Annotated in this window: 19 protein-coding genes and 1 pseudogene; all 20 read left to right on the top strand. The window is 58.5% G+C overall.

Annotated features, from left to right (window positions below; genetic code table 11):
• The first annotated feature begins 3 nt into the window (after positions 1-3).
• The 20 genes and pseudogenes from purB to AC0YNU_RS23910 all read left to right on the top strand — a co-directional run bounded on the left by purB (position 4) and on the right by AC0YNU_RS23910 (position 23,862).
• Positions 4-1,299 (top strand): adenylosuccinate lyase, encoded by a 1,296-nt coding sequence (purB, locus tag AC0YNU_RS24005; RefSeq protein ID WP_475761214.1) that lies wholly within the window; start codon positions 4-6, stop codon positions 1,297-1,299.
• 243 nt (positions 1,300-1,542) lie between these two features.
• Positions 1,543-2,433: a phosphoribosylaminoimidazolesuccinocarboxamide synthase gene (locus AC0YNU_RS24000; RefSeq protein ID WP_475761213.1), complete on the top strand. Its 891-nt coding sequence runs from the start codon at positions 1,543-1,545 to the stop codon at positions 2,431-2,433.
• Positions 2,434-2,887: 454 nt separating this feature from the next.
• Positions 2,888-3,130 carry a phosphoribosylformylglycinamidine synthase subunit PurS gene (gene purS / locus AC0YNU_RS23995; protein WP_161704382.1) on the top strand — a complete coding sequence of 81 codons (243 nt, stop codon included), beginning with the start codon at positions 2,888-2,890 and terminating at the stop codon, positions 3,128-3,130.
• 4 nt (positions 3,131-3,134) lie between these two features.
• Positions 3,135-3,830: a phosphoribosylformylglycinamidine synthase subunit PurQ gene (purQ, locus tag AC0YNU_RS23990; protein WP_475761212.1), complete on the top strand. Its 696-nt coding sequence runs from the start codon at positions 3,135-3,137 to the stop codon at positions 3,828-3,830.
• A complete protein-coding gene (gene purL / locus AC0YNU_RS23985; RefSeq protein ID WP_475761211.1) occupies positions 3,808-6,051 on the top strand; it encodes a phosphoribosylformylglycinamidine synthase subunit PurL in 2,244 nt (747 codons plus the stop codon). The genes purQ and purL overlap by 23 nt, the downstream gene beginning before the upstream one ends.
• Complete coding sequence (purF, locus tag AC0YNU_RS23980) at positions 6,036-7,514, top strand: amidophosphoribosyltransferase (protein WP_475761210.1); 1,479 nt, start codon at positions 6,036-6,038, stop codon at positions 7,512-7,514. Before purL ends, purF begins: the two co-directional genes overlap by 16 nt.
• A gap of 340 nt (positions 7,515-7,854) precedes the next feature.
• Entirely contained in the window at positions 7,855-8,898 is a 1,044-nt protein-coding gene (gene purM / locus AC0YNU_RS23975) for a phosphoribosylformylglycinamidine cyclo-ligase (protein ID WP_475761209.1), read from the top strand.
• Positions 8,898-9,509, top strand: coding sequence for a phosphoribosylglycinamide formyltransferase (gene purN, locus AC0YNU_RS23970; protein ID WP_475761208.1), 612 nt, complete (start codon positions 8,898-8,900; stop codon positions 9,507-9,509). Before purM ends, purN begins: the two co-directional genes overlap by 1 nt.
• Positions 9,510-10,043: 534 nt before the next feature.
• A complete protein-coding gene (purH, locus tag AC0YNU_RS23965; RefSeq protein WP_475761207.1) occupies positions 10,044-11,591 on the top strand; it encodes a bifunctional phosphoribosylaminoimidazolecarboxamide formyltransferase/IMP cyclohydrolase in 1,548 nt (515 codons plus the stop codon).
• Positions 11,592-11,622: 31 nt separating this feature from the next.
• Positions 11,623-12,888 (top strand): phosphoribosylamine--glycine ligase, encoded by a 1,266-nt coding sequence (gene purD / locus AC0YNU_RS23960; protein WP_475761206.1) that lies wholly within the window; start codon positions 11,623-11,625, stop codon positions 12,886-12,888.
• Positions 12,889-13,093: 205 nt separating this feature from the next.
• Positions 13,094-14,458 (top strand): polysaccharide deacetylase family protein, encoded by a 1,365-nt coding sequence (locus AC0YNU_RS23955; RefSeq protein ID WP_475761205.1) that lies wholly within the window; start codon positions 13,094-13,096, stop codon positions 14,456-14,458.
• A 20-nt stretch (positions 14,459-14,478) separates the two neighbouring features.
• Positions 14,479-15,870 (top strand): hypothetical protein, encoded by a 1,392-nt coding sequence (locus AC0YNU_RS23950; RefSeq protein WP_475761204.1) that lies wholly within the window; start codon positions 14,479-14,481, stop codon positions 15,868-15,870.
• Positions 15,871-15,946: 76 nt separating this feature from the next.
• A pseudogene (locus AC0YNU_RS23945) lies at positions 15,947-16,330 on the top strand (response regulator transcription factor); the annotation flags it as partial.
• On the top strand, positions 16,307-16,933 hold the full coding sequence (locus AC0YNU_RS23940) for a winged helix-turn-helix domain-containing protein (RefSeq protein ID WP_475761289.1): 627 nt from the start codon (positions 16,307-16,309) through the stop codon (positions 16,931-16,933). The pseudogene AC0YNU_RS23945 and the gene AC0YNU_RS23940, both read left to right, overlap by 24 nt.
• A complete protein-coding gene (locus AC0YNU_RS23935) occupies positions 16,930-18,345 on the top strand; it encodes a sensor histidine kinase (RefSeq protein ID WP_475761203.1) in 1,416 nt (471 codons plus the stop codon). Before AC0YNU_RS23940 ends, AC0YNU_RS23935 begins: the two co-directional genes overlap by 4 nt.
• Positions 18,346-18,971: 626 nt before the next feature.
• Positions 18,972-19,388 (top strand): organic hydroperoxide resistance protein, encoded by a 417-nt coding sequence (locus AC0YNU_RS23930; protein WP_475761202.1) that lies wholly within the window; start codon positions 18,972-18,974, stop codon positions 19,386-19,388.
• A 280-nt stretch (positions 19,389-19,668) separates the two neighbouring features.
• On the top strand, positions 19,669-20,235 hold the full coding sequence (locus AC0YNU_RS23925) for a sigma-70 family RNA polymerase sigma factor (protein ID WP_475761201.1): 567 nt from the start codon (positions 19,669-19,671) through the stop codon (positions 20,233-20,235).
• A complete protein-coding gene (locus tag AC0YNU_RS23920; RefSeq protein WP_475761200.1) occupies positions 20,216-21,565 on the top strand; it encodes a DUF4179 domain-containing protein in 1,350 nt (449 codons plus the stop codon). Before AC0YNU_RS23925 ends, AC0YNU_RS23920 begins: the two co-directional genes overlap by 20 nt.
• A 303-nt stretch (positions 21,566-21,868) precedes the next feature.
• Positions 21,869-22,978 carry a DUF3048 domain-containing protein gene (locus AC0YNU_RS23915; RefSeq protein WP_475761199.1) on the top strand — a complete coding sequence of 370 codons (1,110 nt, stop codon included), beginning with the start codon at positions 21,869-21,871 and terminating at the stop codon, positions 22,976-22,978.
• Positions 22,979-23,247: 269 nt separating this feature from the next.
• Positions 23,248-23,862, top strand: a complete 615-nt coding sequence (locus AC0YNU_RS23910; RefSeq protein WP_475761198.1) for a DUF47 domain-containing protein — start codon at positions 23,248-23,250, stop codon at positions 23,860-23,862.
• Positions 23,863-23,865: the final 3 nt, after the last annotated feature.

Below are 23,865 nucleotides of genomic sequence, written 5' to 3'. Positions count from 1 at the left end.
TTGATGCTACAGCGTTACAGCAGACCGGAAATGAGAGCGATTTGGACCGAAGAGAACAAATTCAAGGCATGGCTCGAAGTTGAGCTTTGCGCGTGCGAGGCTTGGGTAGAGCTGGGTATTATTCCTCGCGAGGACGTCGAGGCGCTGCGCGAGAAAGCGACGTTCGACATCGACCGCATCAATGAAATCGAGCTGGAAACCCGCCATGACGTCATCGCGTTCACGCGCGCGGTGTCCGAGACGGTCGGCCCTGAACGCAAATGGGTGCACTACGGCCTGACGTCCACCGATGTCGTCGATACGGCGATGGGCTACCTGCTCCTGCAAGCCAACGAAATCCTCGAGAAAGACATCGAGAACTTCATCGAAATCCTCCGCGGTCAAGCGGTTACGTATAAAGACACGGCCATGATGGGCCGTACGCACGGCGTGCATGCCGAGCCGACGACATTCGGCCTGAAGCTTGCGCTGTGGTACGAAGAGATGAAACGGAACCTGGAGCGCTTCCGCCATGCGGCGAACGGCGTGCAATTCGGCAAAATCTCCGGCGCTGTCGGCACGTACGCCAACATCGATCCTTTCGTAGAAGAATTCACTTGCCGCAAGCTCGGCATCACGCCGGCTCCGATCTCGACGCAAACGCTGCAGCGCGACCGCCATGCCGAATATATGGCGACGCTGGCGCTGGTCGCAACGTCGCTCGACAAGTTCGCGACGGAGATCCGCGCCCTGCAGAAGAGCGAATTCCGCGAGGTGGAAGAGCCGTTCGCGAAGGGCCAGAAGGGCTCGTCCGCGATGCCGCACAAGCGCAACCCGATCGGCTGCGAGAACATCTCCGGCTTGTCCCGCGTCATTCGCGGCCACATGCTGACGGCATACGAGAACGTAACGCTGTGGCACGAACGCGACATCAGCCACTCCTCGGCAGAACGTATCATCCTGCCGGATGCGACGATGCTGCTGAACTACATGCTGAACCGTCTGGGCAACATCTTGAAGAACCTGCAAGTGTTCCCCGAGAATATGAAACGCAACATGCAGCGCACGTTCGGCGTGCCGTTCTCCGGCCGCGTCATGACGAAGCTGATCGACAAAGGCTTCAGCCGCGAGCAAGCGTACGACACGGTACAACCGCGCGCGATGCAGGCTTGGGAAGAACAGCGCCAATTCCGCGACATCATCGAGTCGACGCCGGAGATCACGAGCCAGCTGTCCGCCGAGGAGATTGCCGATTGCTTTAATCCGGCTTGGCATTTGAAGCATGTCGATACGATTTTCAAGCGGCTTGAGTTGATTTAAAGGCAGACTCCGCATGCGAGAACGTCCTACGATCGCTGTTGTACTCGGAATTTATTGATTTCACCCTCGCGGTGAAATTCCGAGTACAAAGGCGAATGCTTCAGTTGATTGGTTTGCGTTTCCAGGCGGATGCCTGGGAATGCAGCATTCACCTTCGCTTCTTCGGACTGTTCTCGCCTGCTCCGTCCTATTACCTTTAAAAACAAAGACAAGCCCTTGAATGGGGCAGGAGGAGAGGGAGAAATGACGCAAGCATTGTCTACGGCAGCAGAGTATATCAAGGCGCCGCTTATTTATAAAGGCAAGGTTCGTGAGCTGTATGATCTCGGCGAGCATTTCCTGATCGTCGTAACCGACCGCATCAGCGCGTTCGACTACGTGCTGGATCCGGCCGTGCCGGAGAAGGGGAACGTACTGAACCGTTTGTCGGCTTTCTGGTTCGAGCAGACGGCGGACTTGATGGCCAATCACGTCGTTCACACGGACGTGCACAAGCTGGGGGGTCTCGTGACGGAGCCGGAATTGCTCAAGAACCGCATCATGGTGACGAAGAAAGCGGAGCGGATCGACATCGAGTGCGTCGTGCGCGGCTATATCACCGGCGGCGGTTGGAGACAATACGTGAACGCATCGGCAATTAACGGCATCGAGCTTCCGGCCGGACTGCGGAAGAACGAACGCTTCGCGGCGCCGCTCTTTACGCCGGCTGCCAAGAACGACGTCGGCCATGACGAGGACATCCCGTTCGCGCGCATGCAGGAAATGGTCGGCGCCGAGCTCGCCGAAGAGCTTCGCGACAAGAGCATCCGGCTGTACGAATTCGCCCGCGCGTTCTGCGAAGAACGCGGCATCATCCTGGCGGACTGCAAATTCGAATTCGGCCTGATCGACGGCAAAGTTATTCTGATCGACGAGATTTTCACGCCGGACTCCTCCCGTTTTTGGGCGAAAGCCAACTATGCGTTCGACATCGAAATCGACAGCATGGACAAAGAACCGGTCCGCACGTACCTGCTCGGCTCGGACTGGGATCGCGACAGCAAGCCGGCTCCGTTGCCGGATGCGGTCGTTCAAGAAACGACGAACCGCTACCTGGCGATCTACGAAGCGCTGACGGGCAAGCCGCTGAACTAGGGGCTGGACGCCGGTCAGGAGGATCTTATTTGCAACAACTCCAACAACACGCGGGACAAGCAAAGATGTCCCGCATCACATAAATCGCCAGCGGCGTAGAGCCTGCCGGCACAAAGAACAATACCCCCAAAGCGGCACGAGACCGCTGGCGCGAAGAAATTCGCCGCGCGGCGCAAGCCCGCGGGCACCAAGCAATCCCGCAAGCGAGGCGGAAGCCAGCGCAGCGCGCATGCTGCTCCCAAGAGCATCATGCAAAGTTTGATCTTGAAAATGGGTGGAGCAAATAAGCGGGTTGTCGAGCCGAAGAGCGAAAGCGATCGCCTTTGAACTCGGGAAACAACCGCAAGGTTATTGTTCAAGTTTCCCGAGTTCAACAGCGACGGAGGCCGACAAGTCCGCGTTTTGCGGAACGTTCCCATTTTAAATTGAAAAATATCAGGAGGCGACCCCCCTAATGAAGGCTAAAGTCTACGTAACGATCAAAGAAAACGTGCTCGACCCGCAAGGCAGCGCCGTACAAGGCGCCCTGCACACGATGGGCTTCGAGGAAGTCGGCAAAGTCCGCATCGGCAAGTACATGGAGCTGAACCTGGACACATCCGACCGTGCAGAAGCCGAAGCGCGCGTGACGGCAATGTGCGAGAAGCTGCTCGCGAATACGGTCGTTGAAGACTTCCGCTTTGAATTGGAGGGGTAACACGATGAAGTTCGCGGTACTCGTATTTCCAGGCTCCAACTGCGATATCGACTGTTTCAAAGCCGTAGAAGACACGATCGGTCAAGAGGTCGACTACGTCTGGTACACGGCGACGGACCTGTCCGCTTATGACGCGATTCTCGTGCCGGGCGGCTTCTCGTACGGCGATTACCTGCGCTGCGGCGCGATCGCGCAATTCGCTCCGGTCATGAACGAAGTAGTGAAAGCGGCGGAAGCCGGCAAATTCATCCTCGGCATCTGCAACGGTTTCCAGATCCTGACGGAAGCAGGCCTGCTCCCGGGCGCGCTGCTTCGGAACAACGGCATGAAATTCATTTGCCAGCAAACGCCGCTGGAAGTCGTGAACAATAACACGGCATTCACGAGCCAATACAGCCAGGGCGAGATCATCAACATTCCGATCGCGCACGGCGAAGGCAACTACTTCTGCGACGACGCGACGCTCGCGCAGCTGGAAGCCAATAACCAAATCGTGTTCCGCTACGCGGGCGAATCCAGCCCGAACGGATCGCTTAAGAATATCGCCGGCATTAGCAACGAGCGCGGCAACGTGGTCGGCATGATGCCGCATCCGGAGCGCGCGGTGGATCAGCTGCTGGGCTCGGAAGACGGCAAACGGATGTTTACATCGATTTTGAACGCATGGAGGGAACAGCATGGCGCAGCAGTTAACGGCTAAGGAGCCGACGGCGGAACAAATCGCGGATCAACGCATTTACACGCAGTTTGGCGTAACGGATTACGAATACGAATTGATCGTCGGGTTTCTCGGGCGCAAGCCGAACTACACCGAGATCGGCGTATTCAGCGTAATGTGGTCGGAGCACTGCTCCTACAAGAATTCCAAGAAAATCCTGAAGAAGTTCCCGATCGACGGCCCGAAAGTCCTCATGGGACCGGGCGAAGGCGCGGGCATCGTGGATATCGGGGACAACCAAGCGGTCGTGTTCAAAATCGAATCGCATAACCATCCGTCCGCGGTCGAGCCGTACCAAGGCGCGGCAACGGGCGTCGGCGGCATTATCCGCGACATTTTCTCCATGGGTGCCCGTCCGGTAGCGCTGCTCAACAGCCTGCGTTTCGGTAACCTGGAAAATGCGCGCGTCAAATATTTGTTCGAGCACGTGGTCGGCGGTATTGCCGGATACGGTAACTGCATCGGCATCCCGACCGTAGCGGGCGAAGTCATGTTCGACGAAAGCTACGAGGGCAACCCGCTCGTTAACGCAATGTGCGTCGGTCTTATCGACCACGACAAAATCCAGCGCGGCGTGGCAAAAGGCGTGGGCAATCCCGTGTTCTACGTTGGCCCTGCAACAGGCCGCGACGGCATCCACGGCGCGACGTTCGCTTCGGTCGAGCTCTCCGAAGAGTCCGAAGAGAAACGCACGGCTGTCCAAGTCGGCGATCCGTTCATGGAGAAGCTGGTTATGGAAGCGACATTGGAACTCATCGATTCCGGCATCGTTGTCGGCATTCAAGATATGGGGGCAGCGGGTCTGACTTGCTCCAGCGCGGAAATGGCATCCAAAGCCGGCAACGGCCTGGAGCTGTACCTCGACGAGGTGCCGCAGCGCGAAGAAGGCATGACGCCATACGAAATGATGCTGTCCGAGTCGCAGGAGCGCATGCTCTTCGTCGTCGAGCCGCAGCATGAAGCGCAAGCGCAAGAAATTTTCGACCGTTGGGGCATTATCTGCGTGAAGGTCGGCAAAGTTACGGATGACGGCCGTCTCCGTTTGTTCCACCAAGGCGAAGAAGTTGCCGACATGCCGGTCAAGGCGCTCGTCGACGAGTGCCCGATGTACGACAAACCGTCCAAGGAGCCTGCGTACTACGCAGCGAACGCGGCGATCGATACAACGGCTTACCCGGAAGTAACCGATCTGACGGACGCATTGAAAAAAGTGCTTGGTTCGCCGACGGTGGCGAGCAAAGAGTGGGTATACAATCAATACGATTACATGGTTCGCACGAGCACGGCGGTTCAACCGGGTTCCGACGCAGCGGTAGTCACGATTCGCGGCACGCGCAAGGCGCTCGCGATGACGACGGACTGCAACGGCCGTTACGTTTACCTGGACCCTGAAGTGGGCGGTCAAATCGCAGTCGCGGAAGCGGCGCGCAACATCGTCTGCTCCGGCGCGGAACCGCTCGCGATCACGGATAACCTGAACTTCGGCAATCCGGAGAAACCGGAAGTGTTCTGGCAAATCGAGAAAGCCGCGGACGGCATCTCCGAAGCCTGCCGCGTGCTGGATACGCCGGTTATCGGCGGCAACGTCAGCTTGTACAACGAGAATGCCAAAGGCGCGATCTACCCGACGCCGGTTATCGGCATGGTCGGTCTCGTGCAAGACGTCGACCATATTACGACGCAAGGCTTCAAGGCAGAAGGCGATGTCATCATCCTCGCCGGCGAAACCAAGCATGAGCTTGGCGGCAGCGAACTGCAGTACGTCCTTCAAGGCAAGAGCGAAGGCCGTCCTCCGCAAATCGACCTCGCGGTCGAGAAGAAGCTGCAGCAAGGCGTGCTCGGCGCAATCAAGCAAGGTCTTGTCGCTTCGGCGCATGACCTTTCCGAAGGCGGCCTAGCCGTCGCGGTTGCGGAATCCGCAATCAGCGGCAAGCTTGGCGCCGAAGTCAATGTCGTGACTGACCTGCGCGCGGATGCTGCGCTGTTCAGCGAAACGCAATCCCGCATCCTGCTTTCGGCGAAAGCGGATCAAGCGGACAAGCTAGCGCAATACTTGACGGAGCAAGGCGTTCCGAATGCAATCGTCGGCGTCGTACGCAGCAGCGGACTGATCATCAACATCAATGGCAAACCGGGCGTCAATACGCCGGTTGAGCAACTGGAGAAGGTCTGGAAGGATGCGATTCCATGTCTGATGAAATAAAACAGCTGCCGAAGCTGTGGTTGGGCGATCATTATAACGAAGGCATCGGCCGCGATGATATTTTCGATAAATTGCGCGAGGAGTGCGGGGTGTTCGGCGCGTTTAACGTGCCGGAAGCCTGCTCGCTCGGCTACTACGGCCTTCACGCTTTGCAGCACCGGGGCGAAGAAAGCGCCGGAATGGCAACGGTTGAATCCGCCAGCGGCAAGTTCTCGTATCACCGCAACATGGGTCTCGTGAAGGAAGTATTCGACCAAGCTACGTTGGAAGGGCTGCCCGGCGACCGCGTCATCGGGCATGTCCGTTATTCGACGGCAGGCGAGAGCAAGCTGGGGAATGCGCAGCCGCTGATTTTCAAATACCGTGACGGCGACCTCGGCGTCGCGACGAACGGGAATATCGTCAACGCCCCTTCGATTCGCAAGGAATTGGAGATGCAAGGCTCGATCTTCCAAACGACGAGCGATACGGAAGTCATCGCGCATCTGATCGCGCGTTCGAGCAAGGACTTCGTCAGTGCGGCGAAGGACGCCCTGCAGCGCATTATCGGCGGCTTCGCGTTCCTCATCATGACGAACGACAAGCTGCTCGTCGCATCCGATCCGCACGGCCTGCGTCCGCTGGTTATGGGCCGGTTGGGCGACGGGTACGTCTTCGCGTCGGAGACCTGCGCGCTGGAAACCGTCGGCGCCGAGTACGAACGCGACGTCCAACCGGGCGAGCTGCTCGTTCTGGACAAGGACGGCCTGCGCGTCGATCGTTTCGAGAAGCTGGAGCGCCGCGCTACGTGCGCGATGGAATACATTTATTTTGCCCGTCCCGACAGCGACATCAACGGCATCAACCTCCACTCCGCCCGCAAGCGGATGGGACGCCAGCTGGCGTTGGAGTCGTTTATCGATGCGGATATCGTGACCGGCGTGCCGGATTCCAGTATTTCCGCGGCGATCGGCTACGCCGAGCAGACGGGCATTCCGTACGAGCTGGGACTCATCAAGAATAAATACACGGGCCGGACGTTCATCCAGCCTTCCCAAGAGCTGCGCGAGAAGGGCGTCAAGATGAAGCTGTCCGCCGTCCGCAAAGTGGTGGAAGGCAAACGCGTCGTCATGATCGACGATTCGATCGTACGCGGCACGACCTCCCTGCGTATCGTCAACATGCTTCGCGAAGCCGGCGCGACTGAAGTGCACGTGTGCATCACGTCGCCGCCGTTCAAGAACCCTTGCTACTACGGCATCGATACGCCGGATCGCAAGGAGCTTATCGCTTCGCAGAAGACGGTGGAAGAGATCCGTCAAGCGATCAACGCCGACACGTTGTATTTCCTGAGCAACGATGGCTTCGTCGACGCGGTCGGCGGCAACGACGGCGAATACAACCGGGGCATGTGTCTCGCTTGCTTCGACAACGATTATCCGACGCCCGTGGATCCGACGTCGGAGAAGAGCTGCAGCTGCTAGCGTGCGGAATGCGCCTGCGGGGCGGGCGGCCTCCGGCCGATGTGGGTCTCCGATCGCTGTTGTAGATGGATTTCTTGATTATCAACCTTGGCGGTTGAAATCCATCTACAAAGGCGACCACTTAAGGATTTTCGCGAGAAAATCCACTTCGGAAGCATAAGCTGTTTCTCCGACTCCACATCGGCCTCCGGCCTCTCCGCTGCGCTCAACCATTTTATATACACAGAGGGAGCTTACGCGTTTACTATGTGCGCTCTCGCTTGAATAGAGATTCAATAAATCTTCGGGAGACCGGAGGCGGGATTGTCCCGCAAAAACCTTTGAAGGAGCTGACCCAAGCGTGGCAGAAGCGTATAAACAAGCCGGCGTCGATATCGCGGCAGGCAACGAAGCGGTCGAACGGATGAAGAAGCACGTGAAGAAAACGTTCCGCCCGGAAGTGCTGACGGACCTTGGCGGTTTCGGCGGATTGTTCGGACTGAACAAAGACAAGTACGAGGAGCCGGTGCTCGTATCGGGTACGGACGGCGTAGGCACGAAGCTGAAGGTCGCTTTTGCCATGGACAAGCATGACACGATCGGCATCGACGCGGTCGCGATGTGCGTCAACGATATCATCGTACAAGGCGCGGAGCCGCTGTTCTTCCTGGACTATCTGGCTTGCGGCAAAGTCGAGCCTGCCAAGATCGAAGCGATCGTCAAAGGCATCGCCGACGGCTGCGTGCAGTCCGGCTGCGCCCTAATCGGCGGCGAAACGGCTGAAATGCCCGGCATGTACCAAGGCGACGAATACGATATCGCGGGCTTCACGGTCGGCATCGTGGACAAGAAGAAAATCATCGACGGCAAAACGATTGCGCCGGGCGATGTCGTACTCGGTCTCGCATCGAGCGGCATTCACAGCAACGGCTACTCCCTCGTTCGTCGTTTGCTGGTCGACAACTCCGGCTACGGCTTGGACGAGAAGCTGCCTGAGCTAGAAGGCAAGACGCTGGGCGAAGTCATCATCGAGCCAACCCGCATTTACGTGAAATCCGTGCTGGAGCTAATCAACCGCGTGACGGTTAAAGGCATGGCGCATATCACGGGCGGCGGCTTCATCGAGAATATTCCGCGGGTGCTGCCGGAAGGCGTCAACGTGGAAATCGCATACGGCTCGTGGCCGATCCAACCGGTCTTCAAGCTGATGCAGGAGAAAGGCGGCATCACGAACCGCGATATGTTCACGACGTTCAACATGGGCGTGGGCATGGTCGTCGTCGTTGGCGCCGAGCAGGCGGAAGAAGCGCTTCGCGCCGCGAAAGAGCTCGGCGAAGATGCTTACATCATCGGCAAAGTAACGGAAGGCAGCCGTATCGTGACGTTCACGGGAGCGGACGTCTAATGGCAGGACTTCGTGTTGCCGTCTTCGCCTCGGGCCAAGGAACCAACTTTGGCGCGCTGGCGGAAGCGGCAAAACAAAACAGGCTCGATGGCGCAAGCCTCGAGCTTCTTGTTTGTGATCGGCCCGGGGCTCCCGTGGTCGAGCGGGCGCAGAAAGCCGGCATCGAGACGTTCGTGTTTCGGCCGAAAGACTATGCTACTCGCGAAGCGCATGACGCGGAGATTCTGGCGGAGCTTCAGCGCCGCGGTATCGAGCTGATCGTGCTTGCCGGCTACATGCGGATTATTACGCCAGTGCTGGTGGAGCCGTTTTACGGGCGGATGATCAACGTGCATCCGTCGCTGCTGCCGGCTTTTCCGGGCGTAAACGGCATGAAGCAGGCGCTTGACTACGGCGTCAAGCTGACCGGCGTCACGGTCCACTTCGTGGACGGCGGCCTCGACAGCGGGCCGATCATCGCGCAGCGTATCGTCGAGATCGCCGAAGGCGAGACCTTGGAGACGCTGGCGCCGCGCATGCACGCGACGGAGCAGCAAGTACTCCCGTGGGTCGTGGGACGGATCGCCGCTGGCGCGGTTGAACTGGACGGACGGAACGTCAGGGTTAGGTAGGCGGTTTCGATCGCATTAGGGTGATTGGATCACCCACATGAGCGGAAATCGACGGTATTGATCGCAAGAGGGTGATTGAATCACCTACATGAGCGGAAATCGACGGTATTGATCGCAAGAGGGTGACTGGATCACCCACATGAGCGGAAATCGACGGTTTCGATCGCAAGAGGGTGATTGAATCACCCACATGAGGGGAAATCGACGGCATTGATCGCAAGAGGGTGAATGGATCACCCACATGAGCGGAAATCGACAGTTTCGATCGCAAGAGGGTGATTGGATCACCACATGAGCGGAAAACGGCGGTTTTGATCGCAAGAGGGTGATTGGATCACCCACGTGAGCGGAAAACGGCGGTTTCGATTGCAAGAGGGTGATGGGATCACCCACGTGAGCGGAAATCGACGGTATTGATCGCAAGAGGGTGATTGGATCACCCACATGAGCGACAACCGAAGGGTTTTAATCGACTGGGACACACATAAGCGGGCTCGCGGCAGCCGCGCATCAAATCATTCAGGAGGTATCATTGTGACTATTCGCAGAGCATTAATCAGCGTATCGGACAAGACGGGGATTGTGGAATTTTCGCGGGCGCTTGCCGGCCTGGGCGTACAAATTATTTCGACGGGCGGAACGGCGAGCCTGCTGGAAAAAGAAGGCGTACCTGTGATCGGCATCTCCGACGTAACGGGCTTCCCGGAAATCCTCGACGGACGCGTGAAGACGCTGCATCCCGCGGTACATAGCGGCTTGCTGGCCGTTCGCGACGACGAAGAGCATCAGAAAGCGATGCAAGAGCTCGGCCTGGACTACATCGACCTCGTGGTCGTGAACCTGTATCCGTTCGCGGCGACGATCGCCAAGCCTGACGTATCGTACGAAGACGCGATCGAGAACATCGATATCGGCGGCCCGACGATGCTTCGCTCGGCTGCAAAGAACCATGCGTTCGTCACCGTTGTCGTAGACGCGGCGGATTACCAAACCGTGCTCGACGAAGTGAAAGCAGGCGGCGACACCACGCTGGACACGCGTAAAGCGCTCGCGGCGAAAGTATTCCGTCACACAGGCGCGTACGATGCTCTCATCTCCGACTACCTTTCCAAGCTGCAAGGCAACCCGTTGCCGGAGAGCCTAACGGTTACGTACGAGAAAGTACAAGACCTTCGTTATGGAGAAAACCCGCATCAGAAAGCTGCTTTCTACCGCAAACCGCTTGCCGCGCAAGGCAACATCACGACGGCGGAACAGCTGCACGGCAAAGAATTGTCCTACAACAACATCAACGACGCGAATGCGGCGCTGGCCATCGTGAAGGAATTCAACGAGCCTGCCGTCGTCGCGGTGAAACATATGAACCCTTGCGGCGTGGGTATCGGCCAAGACATCCACGAAGCGTATCAAAAAGCCTACTCCGCGGATCCGACGTCCATCTTCGGCGGCATCGTAGCGGCGAATCGCGAGATCGGCGCGGCAACGGCGCAATTGCTCAGCGAAATCTTCCTGGAAATCATCATCGCGCCTAGCTTCACGCAAGAAGCGCTCGATATCCTCACGAAGAAGAAAAACATTCGCCTGCTGAAGCTCGGCGAGCTGCAAGCGGCCGGCGAGCGCAAGCCGGAATGGCTCGTCACGAGCGTGGACGGCGGCATGCTGGTGCAAGAGAGCGACGTGCACAGCTTGACGGAAGACGACATCAAAGTCGTGACGAACCGCAAGCCGACGGAAGAAGAGCTGAAGCAGCTGCTGTTCGGCTGGAAAGTCGTGAAGCACGTGAAATCCAACGCGATCCTGCTCGCGACGGACGACATGACGGTCGGCGTAGGCGCAGGCCAAATGAACCGCGTCGGCGCAGCGCGCATCGCGATCGAGCAAGCGGGCGATAAAGCGAAAGGTGCCGTGCTGGCCTCCGACGCGTTCTTCCCGATGGGCGATACGCTGGAAATGGCAGCGAAAGCAGGCATTACGGCAATCATCCAGCCTGGCGGCTCCATCAAGGACGAAGAGTCCATCGCGGTCGCGAACGCGAATAACATCGCCATGGTTCTGACGGGCGTTCGTCATTTCAAACACTAGCACGCGGACAGCGGCTTGAGGAGGTTTTCCATTGCGTATCATGGTTATTGGCGGCGGCGGACGCGAGCATGCCATCGTTTGGGCGCTCGATAAGAGCGAGAAGGTAAGCAAAATCTTTTGCGCGCCGGGCAACGCGGGTATCTCGGAACTGGCGGAATGCGTGCCGATCCCGGTTAATCGGTTCGATGATCTCATTCAATTCGCGTGCGACAACGAAGTCGATCTTGTCGTGGTCGGCCCCGACGATCCGCTCGCGGACGGCATCGTAGACGCGTTCGAAGAACGCAACATCCCGGTTTACGGTCCGCGCAAGAACGCGGCCGAAATCGAAGGCAGCAAGATTTTCATGAAAAACCTGTTGAAGAAGTACAATATCCCGACGGCAAAATACGAAACGTTTACCGATTACGAGTCCGCGCTCTCCTATTTGCGGGAGCAGCAGGCTCCGATCGTCGTGAAGGCCGACGGCCTGGCGGCAGGCAAAGGCGTAACGGTCGCTTATTCCATCGAAGAGGCGGAAGAAGCGCTGCACGGCATGATGGTCGGCAAAGTGTTCGGCGAATCCGGCGGACGCGTCGTCATCGAGGAGTTCCTGGAAGGCCAAGAGATGTCCATTCTCGCTTTCGTGGACGGCGCAACCGTTCGCGCGATGGTGCCGGCACAAGATCATAAGCCGGTCTACGACAACGACAAAGGACCGAATACGGGCGGCATGGGCACATACTCCCCGCTGCCGCACATCGATCCCGCGCTCGTCGAGGATGCGATCGAGAACATCATCAAGCCGACGGCCAAAGCGATGGTCAGCGAAGGCCGTCCGTTCCGCGGCGTGCTGTTCGCTGGTCTCATGATGACGAAGAACGGCGTCAAGACAATCGAATTCAACGCGCGGATGGGCGATCCGGAAACGCAGGTCGTGCTGCCGCGTCTCAAAACCGATCTGCTCGACATCATCCTCGCTTCGCTCAACGGCCGCTTGGAGCAGCTCGACATCGAATGGAGCGACGAGGCTGCGGTGTGCGTCATCGCCGCATCGGAGGGCTATCCGGGACCGTATCCGAAGGGGCTCCCGATTACGGGGCTTGAAGCCGCCAAGGAACAAGGCGCGCTGGTCTTCCACGCCGGTACGGCGCTCAAAGACGGCGATATCGTCACGAACGGCGGACGCGTGCTTGGCATCGTCGGCCGCGGCCGCGACATCGCCGAGGCTCGCGCCCGCGCGTATGAAGCGGTCTCCGTCATTCATTTCGACGGCATGCACAGCCGTTCCGACATTGCTGCGAAAGCGTTGAAGTAAGCCTCGCCATCCATAGGGATGAATGAAACTGAAAAGCTGTTCCGTTCGTCATTGCCGACGACGGAGCGGCTTTTTTGCGTTTATTGGAAAGCCTGCCATCGGATACCTGCGACATGTTACTTCTTTGTAACGACTGCTTGCTTCGAATCTAGTAATATGGGGGGATAGAACCTAGAGACTAAGTAGACTGCGAGGGGATAACTTCATGCGGCTCACGGGGATGAGGGGAACTATCGGGCGTTTAGCCTGTTCGATATTGGCAACGATGATGATAGGCAGCTTGGCACTGACGGCCGGCTGCGGCTTGCAATCAATAAAGCCGCCGCACGCGGGTGCTGGAGCTAATCATGCAGATAACGGCGATGTCGCGAATGGATCTTCGAACGCGGGGTCTTTAGCCGGCGGCGGAGGTTCGGGTAGCTCTCCCGGCACAGGGACATCCGGCGGTAATGGGACGGATACCGGCAACAGCCAAGACAACGGTGCGAATACAGGTACAAATACAGGAACAAACACAAATACGGAACCAAGCGGTTCCAACGGGGGTTCCTCTCAGGATGGCGGATCCGATGCCGGGGGCAAACCTCCGGACGGCCATGCCCAGACGCCTGGGGGAAATTCAGGCGCGGCCAAGCCGCCGCAGACGGGCTCGAAGCCTCCGGATTCCAAGCCTTCAGGTTCGGGCACGAATGGAGCATCGAAGCCGGATTCGGATCCGAAACCGCCTGCGACTCCGGTCAAGCTGGACAAGCCGACCGAGCCGGCGATGCCTTACAAGGGCAAGCCCGGCGCCAAGCTTGTGGCGTTGACGTTCGACGACGGGCCGGACAATCGGTACACGCCGGCGATTTTGGATGTATTGAAGGCGAAGGGAGTCCATGCGACTTTCTTCTGCGTCGGCCTTCAGGTCAAGCGCTACGGAGGCATTTTGAAGCGGATTGTGAAGGAAGGCAGCGAAATCGGCAATCATAGTTATTCGCATCAGGATTTGTCCAAGCTTGACAGCAATCCTATTTTAAATCAAATTAAATGGACGGACACCTTGATTCAGAGACAAACCGGGTTCGTGCCAAGATTGGTTCGGGCACCGTACGGAGCGTCGTCTCCACTGCTGAAGAAAATCGTCGCGAACAATGGGCGATCGCTCGTATTTTGGACCGTGGATACGCGGGATTGGGAAGGCAGCACAGTAACCGCGATGCGGGCCAACGTGAGCAAGCACACGCATCCCGGCGGCATCATACTTATGCATTCGTTCGGAAGCAAGCATATTAGCAATACCGTGCAGCTGCTTCCGTTGATTATTAAAGACTTGCAGGCCAAAGGTTACACCTTCGTCACGGTCAGCGAGCTGCAGGACGCGAAGGCTAAGGCACACGCGAAGACCGATGCAAACACCAACGCAAATGCGAAAACGGACGCTAACGCAAAGACCGACGTCAACGCGAAAGTAGAGCATGAAGCAGGCGCCAAGGCGGAGCCCGACGCAGATGCTAAGACAGAACCTGATGCAAACGACAAGACAAACACAAAGGCAGACGCCGATAACACGACGCCTGCCAAGAAGTAAGGGGAAGGAGCGCCAAACGATTGAGTTTATTACGACGATATGTGCGAGCGGCGTTCCTTCTCGCGGGACTGGTCGGGCTGCTGGTGACCGCAGGCTGCCGGTATACGAAGACGCCGGCCGATCTGCTGATGGCACCGCGTTCGATGCCGACCAATACCGCATTGGCCGCCGCGCTGAAGAACATTTTGCCTTTGCGCGCCAAGCTTGCGGTCGTCACTCAAGAGGCTGCGAACTCATCCATTCTCCAATTCGACGGCGACGGGGACGGGACGAAGGAAGCTTTTGTCGTCTTCGCCGACGAGAGCGGCACGCAGCATGTCATGGTGCTTGAGCAGTCGGCGGGCAGCTGGCGGCAGCGGGTTACCTTTGCGGAAACGTCCGCCTATGGCGTGGACGTGCTGCGCGCGGCGGATCTTGACCGGGACGGCGTGCCCGAGCTGATGATCGGATGGAACCAATTCGGCGAGCCGCAGCATATTTTGACCTTGTACCATCTGAACCCGGATCCGCGGGATATCAGCCCGCCGAAGCCGATCGCGGAGCTTCCGTACGATACGATGGGCATCGGCGACGGCAACGGGGACGGCACTCCGGAGATCGGCCTGATCAATCTGCAGCGGATCAAAATGACCGCTACGATCGGCATGTATCGATTCCGCGGGGACAGCGTAAGCAAGATCGCCTCCGCCGGGCTGGACGGTTCGGTGAACGCGTACATGCAGGTGAAGCTGGGGAAGCTCGCGCCGGGCAAATTCGGCATCGTAACGGATGCCGCGATCGGGTCGAACTCCTCTACCTCGACGATGCTCGTATGGAACGCAGGCAAGCTTATTCAGGTCTTCCCGCCGCCGACATCCGGTGACGAGAACGTGCAGACCAATGCGAACGTGGTGCTGAGCGGCGACAGCAACGGCGACGGAATGCTCGAGGTTCATCAGCTTCGCGAAGCGCCGGGACAGTCGGAAGGCGTCCCTTACAGCGATCTGCTGTGGATCGAGGAGTACAAGCAGTGGAATGGCTCGGAGGATTTCGCCGTCGTCGGCAGCCGGTATACCGATGCGGCGAGCGCGTACGCGATCCAGATCCCGCCGTCGTGGAGCGAGTTTACGTTCAGGAGGCCGCTCGTAGGCGGCAGAAGCGATATAACGCTGGATGCCTATAACGAAGCCACCGGCGCCCGGGAAGAAGTATTGACCGTGCACGTCGTGCCGATCGCCGACTGGGGCAGCCAGGAGCGGAAGCTGCAGGATGCGGACAGCCGCTATCTGGAGCTGGGCGGTGGAAACGGGCTCGTGTATTATGCCGTTTGGCACGATAAACTGCCGGATGAGCAGGAGCAGACCGGGACCGCGGCGCAAGGGATGTTCCCGCCGGACGAGGCGGAGATGAAGCGGCTGTTCAAGCTGTTATAAGTGGATTGGTTTGCGTGCTGAGGGTCGGGCAAGCAGCATTCCACGCAAGAAGATAGATTGAAGGGGGGACGGCCGCATGCGGGTACTATTTTTGGAGGACGAAGAGGCGATACGCGGTTTTGTCCGCATTAATTTGAAACGCAACGGCATGGAGGTCACGGAGGCCGAGGACGGAGAGACCGCGCTAGCGCTGGCGGAGTCGGCCGTTCCTCCTTTCGATATTGCATTGCTGGACGTGATGCTGCCGACGATCAGCGGCTTTGAGGTGTGCGAGCGGCTGCGGCAGCTTTTTCCGCGCATGGGCATCATCATGCTCACGGCCAAGTCTCAGGAAGAGGACAAAATCCGGGGACTGGAGCTTGGTGCCGACGATTACGTGCAGAAGCCGTTCAGCCCGGGCGAGCTGATCGCAAGGCTCAATGCGTTGAAGCGGCGCATGATGCCGGTTGGCGAGGAGCAGGCCGGCGTCGGCTCGGCAGAGGCTTGGGGGCTTGCCGTCGGAGTTGTCGAACCGAACCGGGAAGGCGTACTTTCGGATGGAGCAGCAGACCGGCCTAATGAAAATGCTGCGGTTCATGGTCATGGCGCTCCTAATGGCATCAGCGATGGACAGGCAGGCACTGCCGGCATGCAGCCGGGGGCAGCAGCAGGGCATGCCGGCTCGGCGGGCGGCGCCGCCGCCGAAGCGCAGCCCGAACCAGCGGCGAGCCATGCCGGCCAGCCAGGCGGCTACCAGCGCCAGGCCCGTGCCGGAGACATCGCGTCCGGCCCGTTCTTGCTGTCATCGGCAGAGCGGCGCTTGTGGAAAGATAACGCCGAGATCGTGCTGACCCCGACGGAATGGACGCTCGTGAAGCTGCTGATGGAGCGGGAGGGCGAAGGCCTTAGCCGGGACGATATTTTGAACGCGGTATGGGGACGCCATTACGTCGGGGATTTGAAAATCGTCGACGTGAACATCCGGCGCATCCGGCAGAAGATCGAGATCAAGCCGTCCGATCCGAAGCATATCGAGACGCTTTGGGGCTTCGGCTACCGTTGGAACCGGAGCGACGGGCAATGAGCGGGATCAGCCTCCGCACCCGGATCGTCTGGAGCTACGGCGTGCTGATCGTGCTCGTCGTGGTCATGCTGGGCTCCTTGTTCGGCACGCTGGTGTGGAACTACTACTACTCCAGTGCCGTCAGCTCCGTGCTCCAGCGTGCGCAGACGGAGGCAGCGCTTCATAATCGGATGATCGCCGACGAGCCGATGAAGGAGAAGGCGCGCTACATGCTGCAAAACATGACCGTCGGCACGGCGCATCTGCAATTGCTCACCGGCTCCGGCGTGCTTGTCGTCGACAGCGATGGCTTCGGAGGCGGCGGCGCGACGCTGGATACGCCGGATGTCCGCCAGGCCATGGCGCATGACAAAGGCATTTGGCGCGGCCGGGATCCCATCACGAACGAGCGGATCATCGCGGTGACGCTCCCCGTCAAGGAAGGGAACCGCGTTACGGCCATGTTCCGGTACACCGCGTCGCTGGTGACGCTGGATCGGATCATACAAAATATTTTGTGGCTGACGGTACTGGTCGGCTCGTTTGTCGTGCTGCTGTTCTTTACGATGAGCGTCCTGATCGCGAACCGCATCGCGAGGCCGATACGGAACCTCACGAAGGTCGCCGAGAAGATGGCGGAGGGCGACTGGAGCCGAAGGGCCGCGCTGCATGACCGCGACGAGATCGGCCGGCTGGCGGATACGCTGAATACGATGGCGTCGGAGCTGACGCGCAGGGAGAAGCTGAAGGAGGATTTCATTTCCTCCATCTCGCATGAGCTGCGCACGCCGCTGACGTCGATCAAAGGTTGGAGCGAGACGCTTGCATCGGGCGACTTGGCCGATGTGGAGGAGCTGAACTTGGGCCTCTCGATCATCGACCGGGAGACGGTGCGGCTGTCGGGGCTTGTCGAGGATTTGCTCGATTTCTCCAAGCTGTATGCCAAGAGCACGGTGCTGCATCCGGAAATCATGGACATCCGCAAGACGCTCGGGGAGACGCTGCGGCAGTTCGAGGCGCGCGGGCAGCGGGAAAACGTGGCCATTCGCGGCGACATCGGCGATGTCCCGCTGCTGGCGAAGGTCGACGCCGACCGCATGAAGCAGGTGTTCATCAACGTGCTCGACAACGCGCTCAAGTTCACGCCCAAGGGCGGATCGATCAACGTGATCGCGGGGCCGGAGGACGGCTTCGTCCGCATGGCCATTCGGGATTCCGGCATCGGCATTCCGCCCGAGGACTTGCCGCATGTGACGGAGAAGTTTTATAAAGGCTCCAGTCAGCGCTCCGGAAGCGGGCTCGGGCTTGCGATCTGCAAGGAAATCGTCGAGCTGCACGGCGGCGAATTCCGGCTCGAGAGCGTCGTGGACGTAGGCACGACGGTCACGATTCGTCTGCCGCTGCTGACCGAAGTGAAGCAGCAGGACGAGTAACGCGAGGCGGCGGGCGGTTCAAGGCAAGGCAATTAACCGCTCAGCATAGATAATCAACCGCGCAGGAGAATGAAAAAAGCCCGGCAGGTATCGCTCGAACGACGAGCGAAGCTTAGCCGGGCTTTTGCGTTATTCTTTATACAACAGAGACTTGCGCTTGTTCGAGACGTACGCGATGGCGATGACGGCGAGACAAATGACGCTGACAGGCAGCCAATGATGGCCGATCCAATGGAGCAAGGTTTGCATAGAAGCGCCTCCCCTGGCAAGGTTTACAAGTAGAGGTAGTATGCCACGACCGTCCGCTCCTATGCGGTGCGGCGGTTGACTCTCTAATGATATCCGCACATTCCCCGCGCCCACCAGCTGCAGCCGCTAAGTCGCACGCTCCACCAGCTACCAACCGCATTCGTCTGCTGTCCTCATCTCGCATCCCCTCATCTCAAGCACCTCAGCGTTGGATAAGGATGGGCAAAATGGAGATGCTTTTATAGGATGGCGGACTCGGTTTGGTCTGTATGATTTTGCTTAGCCCCGGCTTCTTCGCATGCTTGGCGCTGGCAGAAGGCAGCCAGGTATCCGATAGCCAGCCATCCGAATATGGAGAACTTGCGGAGGGACAACACATGGATCCACTATATACCGCTTCTGTAATGGTCACGGGCGGGCGTGAAGGCAAGCTCGCATCGAGCGACGGCGTGCTGAACCTCGAACTTCGGATGCCGAAGGAGCTTGGCGGCGCAGGCGGTGCGGCGACGAATCCCGAGCAGCTGTTCGCGGCCGGATACGCGGCTTGCTTCGAAAGCGCCTTGAACCTCGTCTGCCGGCAAAAGAAGGTCAAGTACGAAGGGACCTCGGTGACGGCTCATGTCACCATCGGGAAGGACGACACCGGAGGCTTCGTGCTTGCGGCCGCGCTGGACGTCTCGCTCAAAGGCGTCGACGGGGCGCTCGCCAAGGAGCTTGCGGAGGAGGCGCATCAAGTATGCCCGTATTCCAAGGCGACGAGAGGCAACATCGACGTGACGGTCAACGTCGTCTGACGAACAGGAGCACCGTTCGGGCATGAGCCCAGGCGGTGCTTTTATATGTCAATGAATAGAGCCGAAGGAGAATAGCCGACTTTGAAGCAGCATAACAGCCGCTGAGAGGTTGATGGATTCAGCAAAGGGAACGCGGCAATCCACATGTCATGTCCATATACGCCCAGTCTTGGATCACCGTATCCTTGGCTGCGGCGTTTTATTTTGTGCGAATGAAAACTGTTTCCGCTCCAGCGGCGTCTAATATTCATCATAAATATCATCATGTCGGGGGCGGGAGGTGCTAGGACTGGATACGAGCGAGCAAGTGAAGGCAGCCAAGGCCGGGAATAGCGAGGCTTTTCTTCGGCTTCTGGAGGGCAGCAAGGAAAGGCTCTATCGGATCGCGCTGGCCTATCTTCATCAGGAGGCGGATGCCTTGGACGCGGTGCAGGAAGCGACGTGCCGGGCTTTTCAAAGCTTGCGGAAGCTCAAGGAACCGTCTCATTTCGACACGTGGATGGTGCGAATCGTGCTGAACGTGTGCGCGGACGAGTACAAGAAGCGCAAGCGGAGGCGACCAGAAGCGTGGATGGATAAGGCAGGCGTGTCGGGGGGCGCAGGGACGACAATTCCCTTCAGCGATGAGAGCGATACGCGGGTGAGCCTGCGGCAGCTTGTCGACGGGCTGCCCAAGGAGCAGAAGGCCATCATCATTTTGAAATATTACCAGCAGCTGACGCTGACCGAAATCGCGGCTGTTCTGGAATGTCCGGAAGGCACGGTCAAGACGCGCCTGCACAAAGCGCTTGTGGCCTTGCGCGCGGTGCTTGGAGAGGAGGGAATTCATGACTTTGCGCGAGCATGATAGTCGAGTAGAGGAATTGCTGAACGAGGAGAAAGCTGCGTGGGACGCGGCGCCGCTGCCTGCCGGGCTGGATGAGGCCGTGCTTCGCGGGCTGGTGAGCGCGAGAAGGAAAGGCAGGCTGCGCACGAGACGCGCTGCGGCGGCGATGTCCGTGATACTGGTCGTGGTGCTGCTGCTCGGCATGGTGCGGGTATCGCCGGCCTTCGCCGCGGCGGTGGCGGGACTGCCGGGTCTATCGGGCCTCGTCTCGCTGGTGGCGGGGGACAGCGGGCTCGAAGACGCGGTGCGCAACGATTACGTGCAGCCGGTGAACGTCAGCGACAGCCGTGACGGCGTTACGTTTACGGTGAATGGCATTATCGCGGACGAAACCAGGTTGAACGTGCTGTATACGATTGCGATGCCGACTGCGGCGGAGAACGTTCCGTTCAAGCAGTTCCGCGTATACGACGCGGATGCGCCGAACCAACCATTGCCCGTGTCCATCGGTTTTAGCGGGGAATCTGCCGGTCATCCGACCAAGAAGCTTCAAGGGCGGTTGGACATCAACCTGTCCGCTGGGGACGTCATGCCGGATCGGGTTCGGCTCGGCATCCAGCTGTTCGGTTATGAGGATTCCGCGGACTGGAGCGTCGAACTTCCGATCGACAAAGCCCGGTTCGAAGGGATGAAGGAAGTGATTCCGCTTGATCAGACCGTCATCCTTCAAGGCCAGCGCGTGCTGTTCAAGCAAGCGACGATCAATCCGACGAGCATAATGGTAGACGTGGCATTCGACAAGGCGAACAGCATGCGGTTGTTCTGGTTTGACGACCTCGTTATCGTGACGGACACCGGCGAAGAGCTGCACAATCATGGGTCGACAAGCATGAATGCCGAAGGCATGACCTTGCAATTCGAGAGCAGCTTCTTCTCGAAGCCGAAGCACTTGACCTTGAAAGGCAGGCGGATGATGGCGCTCGACAAGTCGAAGCTGGAGATGAAGCTTGACCTGGAGAAGCAGCGAATCATCCAAGTGCCCGACGACAAGGTGCGTTTCGTGTCCGCCGAGAAGACCGGCTCCGGCGTCTATGAAGTAACGCTTGCCGTGAAGTCGAACAGCGAGGAAGACCATTTCGGGTTTACTATTGTCGACGGCCCCTTCCGCGATGCCGCCGGCACCGAGTTCCAAACGGGCAGCTACCGCACTTCCAGCACGGAGCCGGGCAAGGACGAGGGGATCATCACCTTCCAGGCACTACTCGACAAGCCGTATACGAACCCGCTCACCTTCAACATCGTGAATTACCCATCGTGGATCGAGGAGCCGTTCGAGGTGAAGCTGAAGTAGCTTAAGCTCAAATGCCGAAGAAGCGGAAGAAGCCCAAGAAGCCCAAGAAACCCAAGTAGCTGAAGTAGCTGAAGGCTCAAATAGCCGAAGAAGCGGAACAAGCGGAACAAGCCCAAGAAGCCCAAGAAGCCCAAGAAGCCCAAGAAGCCAAGCTGCTGACGCAGTCGAACGAGCTGAGTCAGCCAGTAACTCCAACCTCCGTTCCTTAGCCATGGAAGACAATCCCATGCTTCTTGTGGTTTAATGGAAATAGCTATAGAGTCAGGTTTCTCTTATTTCCGACAAGAAGGTAGGGCTCCAATCGTGCGTAGACGACAGATTAACGGGCTTACCGCATTTCGTATGAGCCTCTTCCTGGCGCTGGCAGCCGTCCTGCTGCTCACGGGCTGCAGCAGCGACAAGCTGAACGCGGAGCAGAATACGCAGCCGCCAGCCGGCAATACGGCCCCGGCTCCCGAGAATACGGCTCCCGAGCCCGATGAGACGCAGTCGGTTGATCCGCCTCAATTCATCGCCCCGCTGACGGGACTCATGCAGGACCATGAGGCCAACCGCCGCCCGATCGCGGTGATGGTCAACAATTTCGCAGCGGCGCGCCCGCAGTCGGGTCTGCCGAACGCCGATATGGTGTGGGAGGTGCTGGCGGAAGGCGGCATCACGCGGCTCGTGGCCGTGTTCCAGAGCACGGATGCGACGTCGCCGATCGGCCCGATCCGCAGCAACCGGCCGTATCTGATCCGGATCGGCGAAGCCTATCATGCGGTGCTTGCGCATGCCGGGGCCAGCACGGACGCATACGACCTGCTGCAGCATCACGGCAAGGCGTATCTTGACGAGATCTCCAACGCAGGCGCTTATTTCTACCGCGAGTCGTTCCGCAAGGCGCCGCATAACCTGTACTCCAACCTGGAGAAGCTGCGCGAAGGCGCCGCGAAGAAGAAGTACGACGAGACGGTGGACATCCCGACGTATCCGTGGTCCGAGACGGGCGCGGCGGACCCGGGAACCGGCGCGGCCGAGGTGCAGCTGCATTTTCTGCTGAAGGATTATACGGTGTCCTACACCTACGATTCGGCGACGAAGCTGTACAATCGGTTCATCAATGCGAAGCCGCATACGGATCTCGAATCGAAGGCGCAGCTGACGGCATCGAATCTTGTCGTAATCGGCGCGAAGCACAAGACGTACGACGATTACGGCCGCCTCGAGATCGATCTGGAGTCCGGCGGTCCCGCCATCCTGATCCAACTCGGCAAAGCCGTCGATTGCGAGTGGGTTCGCAGCAGCGACGGCGTGATCCGGCTGATGAAGGACGGGCAGGAGCTGCCGTTCGTGCCGGGCCGCACCTTCTATCATGTGATGCCGATGACGCCGTCGTTCGAGAGCCACGTGAAGCTGGGAGTTCCGGCCTAAACGCCGCAGATGATTGTTTGCCGGAAGCTGAGCTTCCGGCTTTTTTATTTCGCCTCGCGGTTCGGATAAAATCGGATGAACCGGAAAAGACTAGGAGAAGCGTGCCCGGTCACAGGCTAGCGCTATGAAAGTTTTTCACGAAAGTCATAAATCCTTTACACTCCCTTAACAATTACAAGTTAAACTGTGTTAAGATATTGTCGGTTCAGCCTGCATATTGGCGGATAATGACCAACAACCAATCGAGGAAGATGGCGAAGGGGATAGTTATGTTCAAGAAGAAAAACGACGTATTCTTTACGACGCTGGAAGCAATGGCGGACACGATTTTGGAGGGCGTGCTTTATTTCCAACAAAACGTCGCCAAAATTACCGATGTCGCTAAATTTGCGAAAGAAATGAAAGAATACGAAAGCAAGTGCGATCGTCACGTACATACGATTTTGACGGAACTGAATAAAACGTTCATTACCCCGATCGAACGCGACGATATTTTGCGGCTGACGACTTCGCTGGATGACGTATTGGACGGCATCGAGGCTTGCGCTTCACGCTTCGAGATGTACAATATCACGGAGCCGGACGAATACGTCATCTTGTTCGCGGAGAACATTCTCCGCTGCGCGCAGCAGATCAAGAAAGCGATCTACCTGCTGTCGGAGAAGAAGCTGCTTGCCATGCGCGAGCCCGCGATCCATATCAACGAGCTGGAGAACCAGGCCGACGATCTGCTTCGCGTCTGCGTCAAAGGCTTGTTCGCGAACGTAACCGATCCGATCGAGCTTATCAAGCGCAAGGAGATCTACGAGCGCCTGGAGCAAACGACCGACTATTGCGAAGACGTCGCCAACACACTCGAAACCATTATCATGCGTAATAGCTAAGGA

Source organism: Paenibacillus sp. J31P316 (genome assembly GCF_056269105.1).
Note: the sequence above shows the minus strand (reverse complement) of the source record. Positions and strands in the feature narration are given on the sequence as shown.

Coding starts and splice junctions, on each gene's coding strand:
- purB (WP_475761214.1), top strand. CDS start 4: ATGCTACAGCGTTACAGCAGACCGGAAATGAGAGCGATTTGGACCGAA.
- AC0YNU_RS24000 (WP_475761213.1), top strand. CDS start 1,543: ATGACGCAAGCATTGTCTACGGCAGCAGAGTATATCAAGGCGCCGCTT.
- purS (WP_161704382.1), top strand. CDS start 2,888: ATGAAGGCTAAAGTCTACGTAACGATCAAAGAAAACGTGCTCGACCCG.
- purQ (WP_475761212.1), top strand. CDS start 3,135: ATGAAGTTCGCGGTACTCGTATTTCCAGGCTCCAACTGCGATATCGAC.
- purL (WP_475761211.1), top strand. CDS start 3,808: ATGGCGCAGCAGTTAACGGCTAAGGAGCCGACGGCGGAACAAATCGCG.
- purF (WP_475761210.1), top strand. CDS start 6,036: ATGTCTGATGAAATAAAACAGCTGCCGAAGCTGTGGTTGGGCGATCAT.
- purN (WP_475761208.1), top strand. CDS start 8,898: ATGGCAGGACTTCGTGTTGCCGTCTTCGCCTCGGGCCAAGGAACCAAC.
- AC0YNU_RS23955 (WP_475761205.1), top strand. CDS start 13,094: ATGCGGCTCACGGGGATGAGGGGAACTATCGGGCGTTTAGCCTGTTCG.
- AC0YNU_RS23940 (WP_475761289.1), top strand. CDS start 16,307: ATGATGCCGGTTGGCGAGGAGCAGGCCGGCGTCGGCTCGGCAGAGGCT.
- AC0YNU_RS23935 (WP_475761203.1), top strand. CDS start 16,930: ATGAGCGGGATCAGCCTCCGCACCCGGATCGTCTGGAGCTACGGCGTG.
- AC0YNU_RS23930 (WP_475761202.1), top strand. CDS start 18,972: ATGGATCCACTATATACCGCTTCTGTAATGGTCACGGGCGGGCGTGAA.
- AC0YNU_RS23920 (WP_475761200.1), top strand. CDS start 20,216: ATGACTTTGCGCGAGCATGATAGTCGAGTAGAGGAATTGCTGAACGAG.
- AC0YNU_RS23910 (WP_475761198.1), top strand. CDS start 23,248: ATGTTCAAGAAGAAAAACGACGTATTCTTTACGACGCTGGAAGCAATG.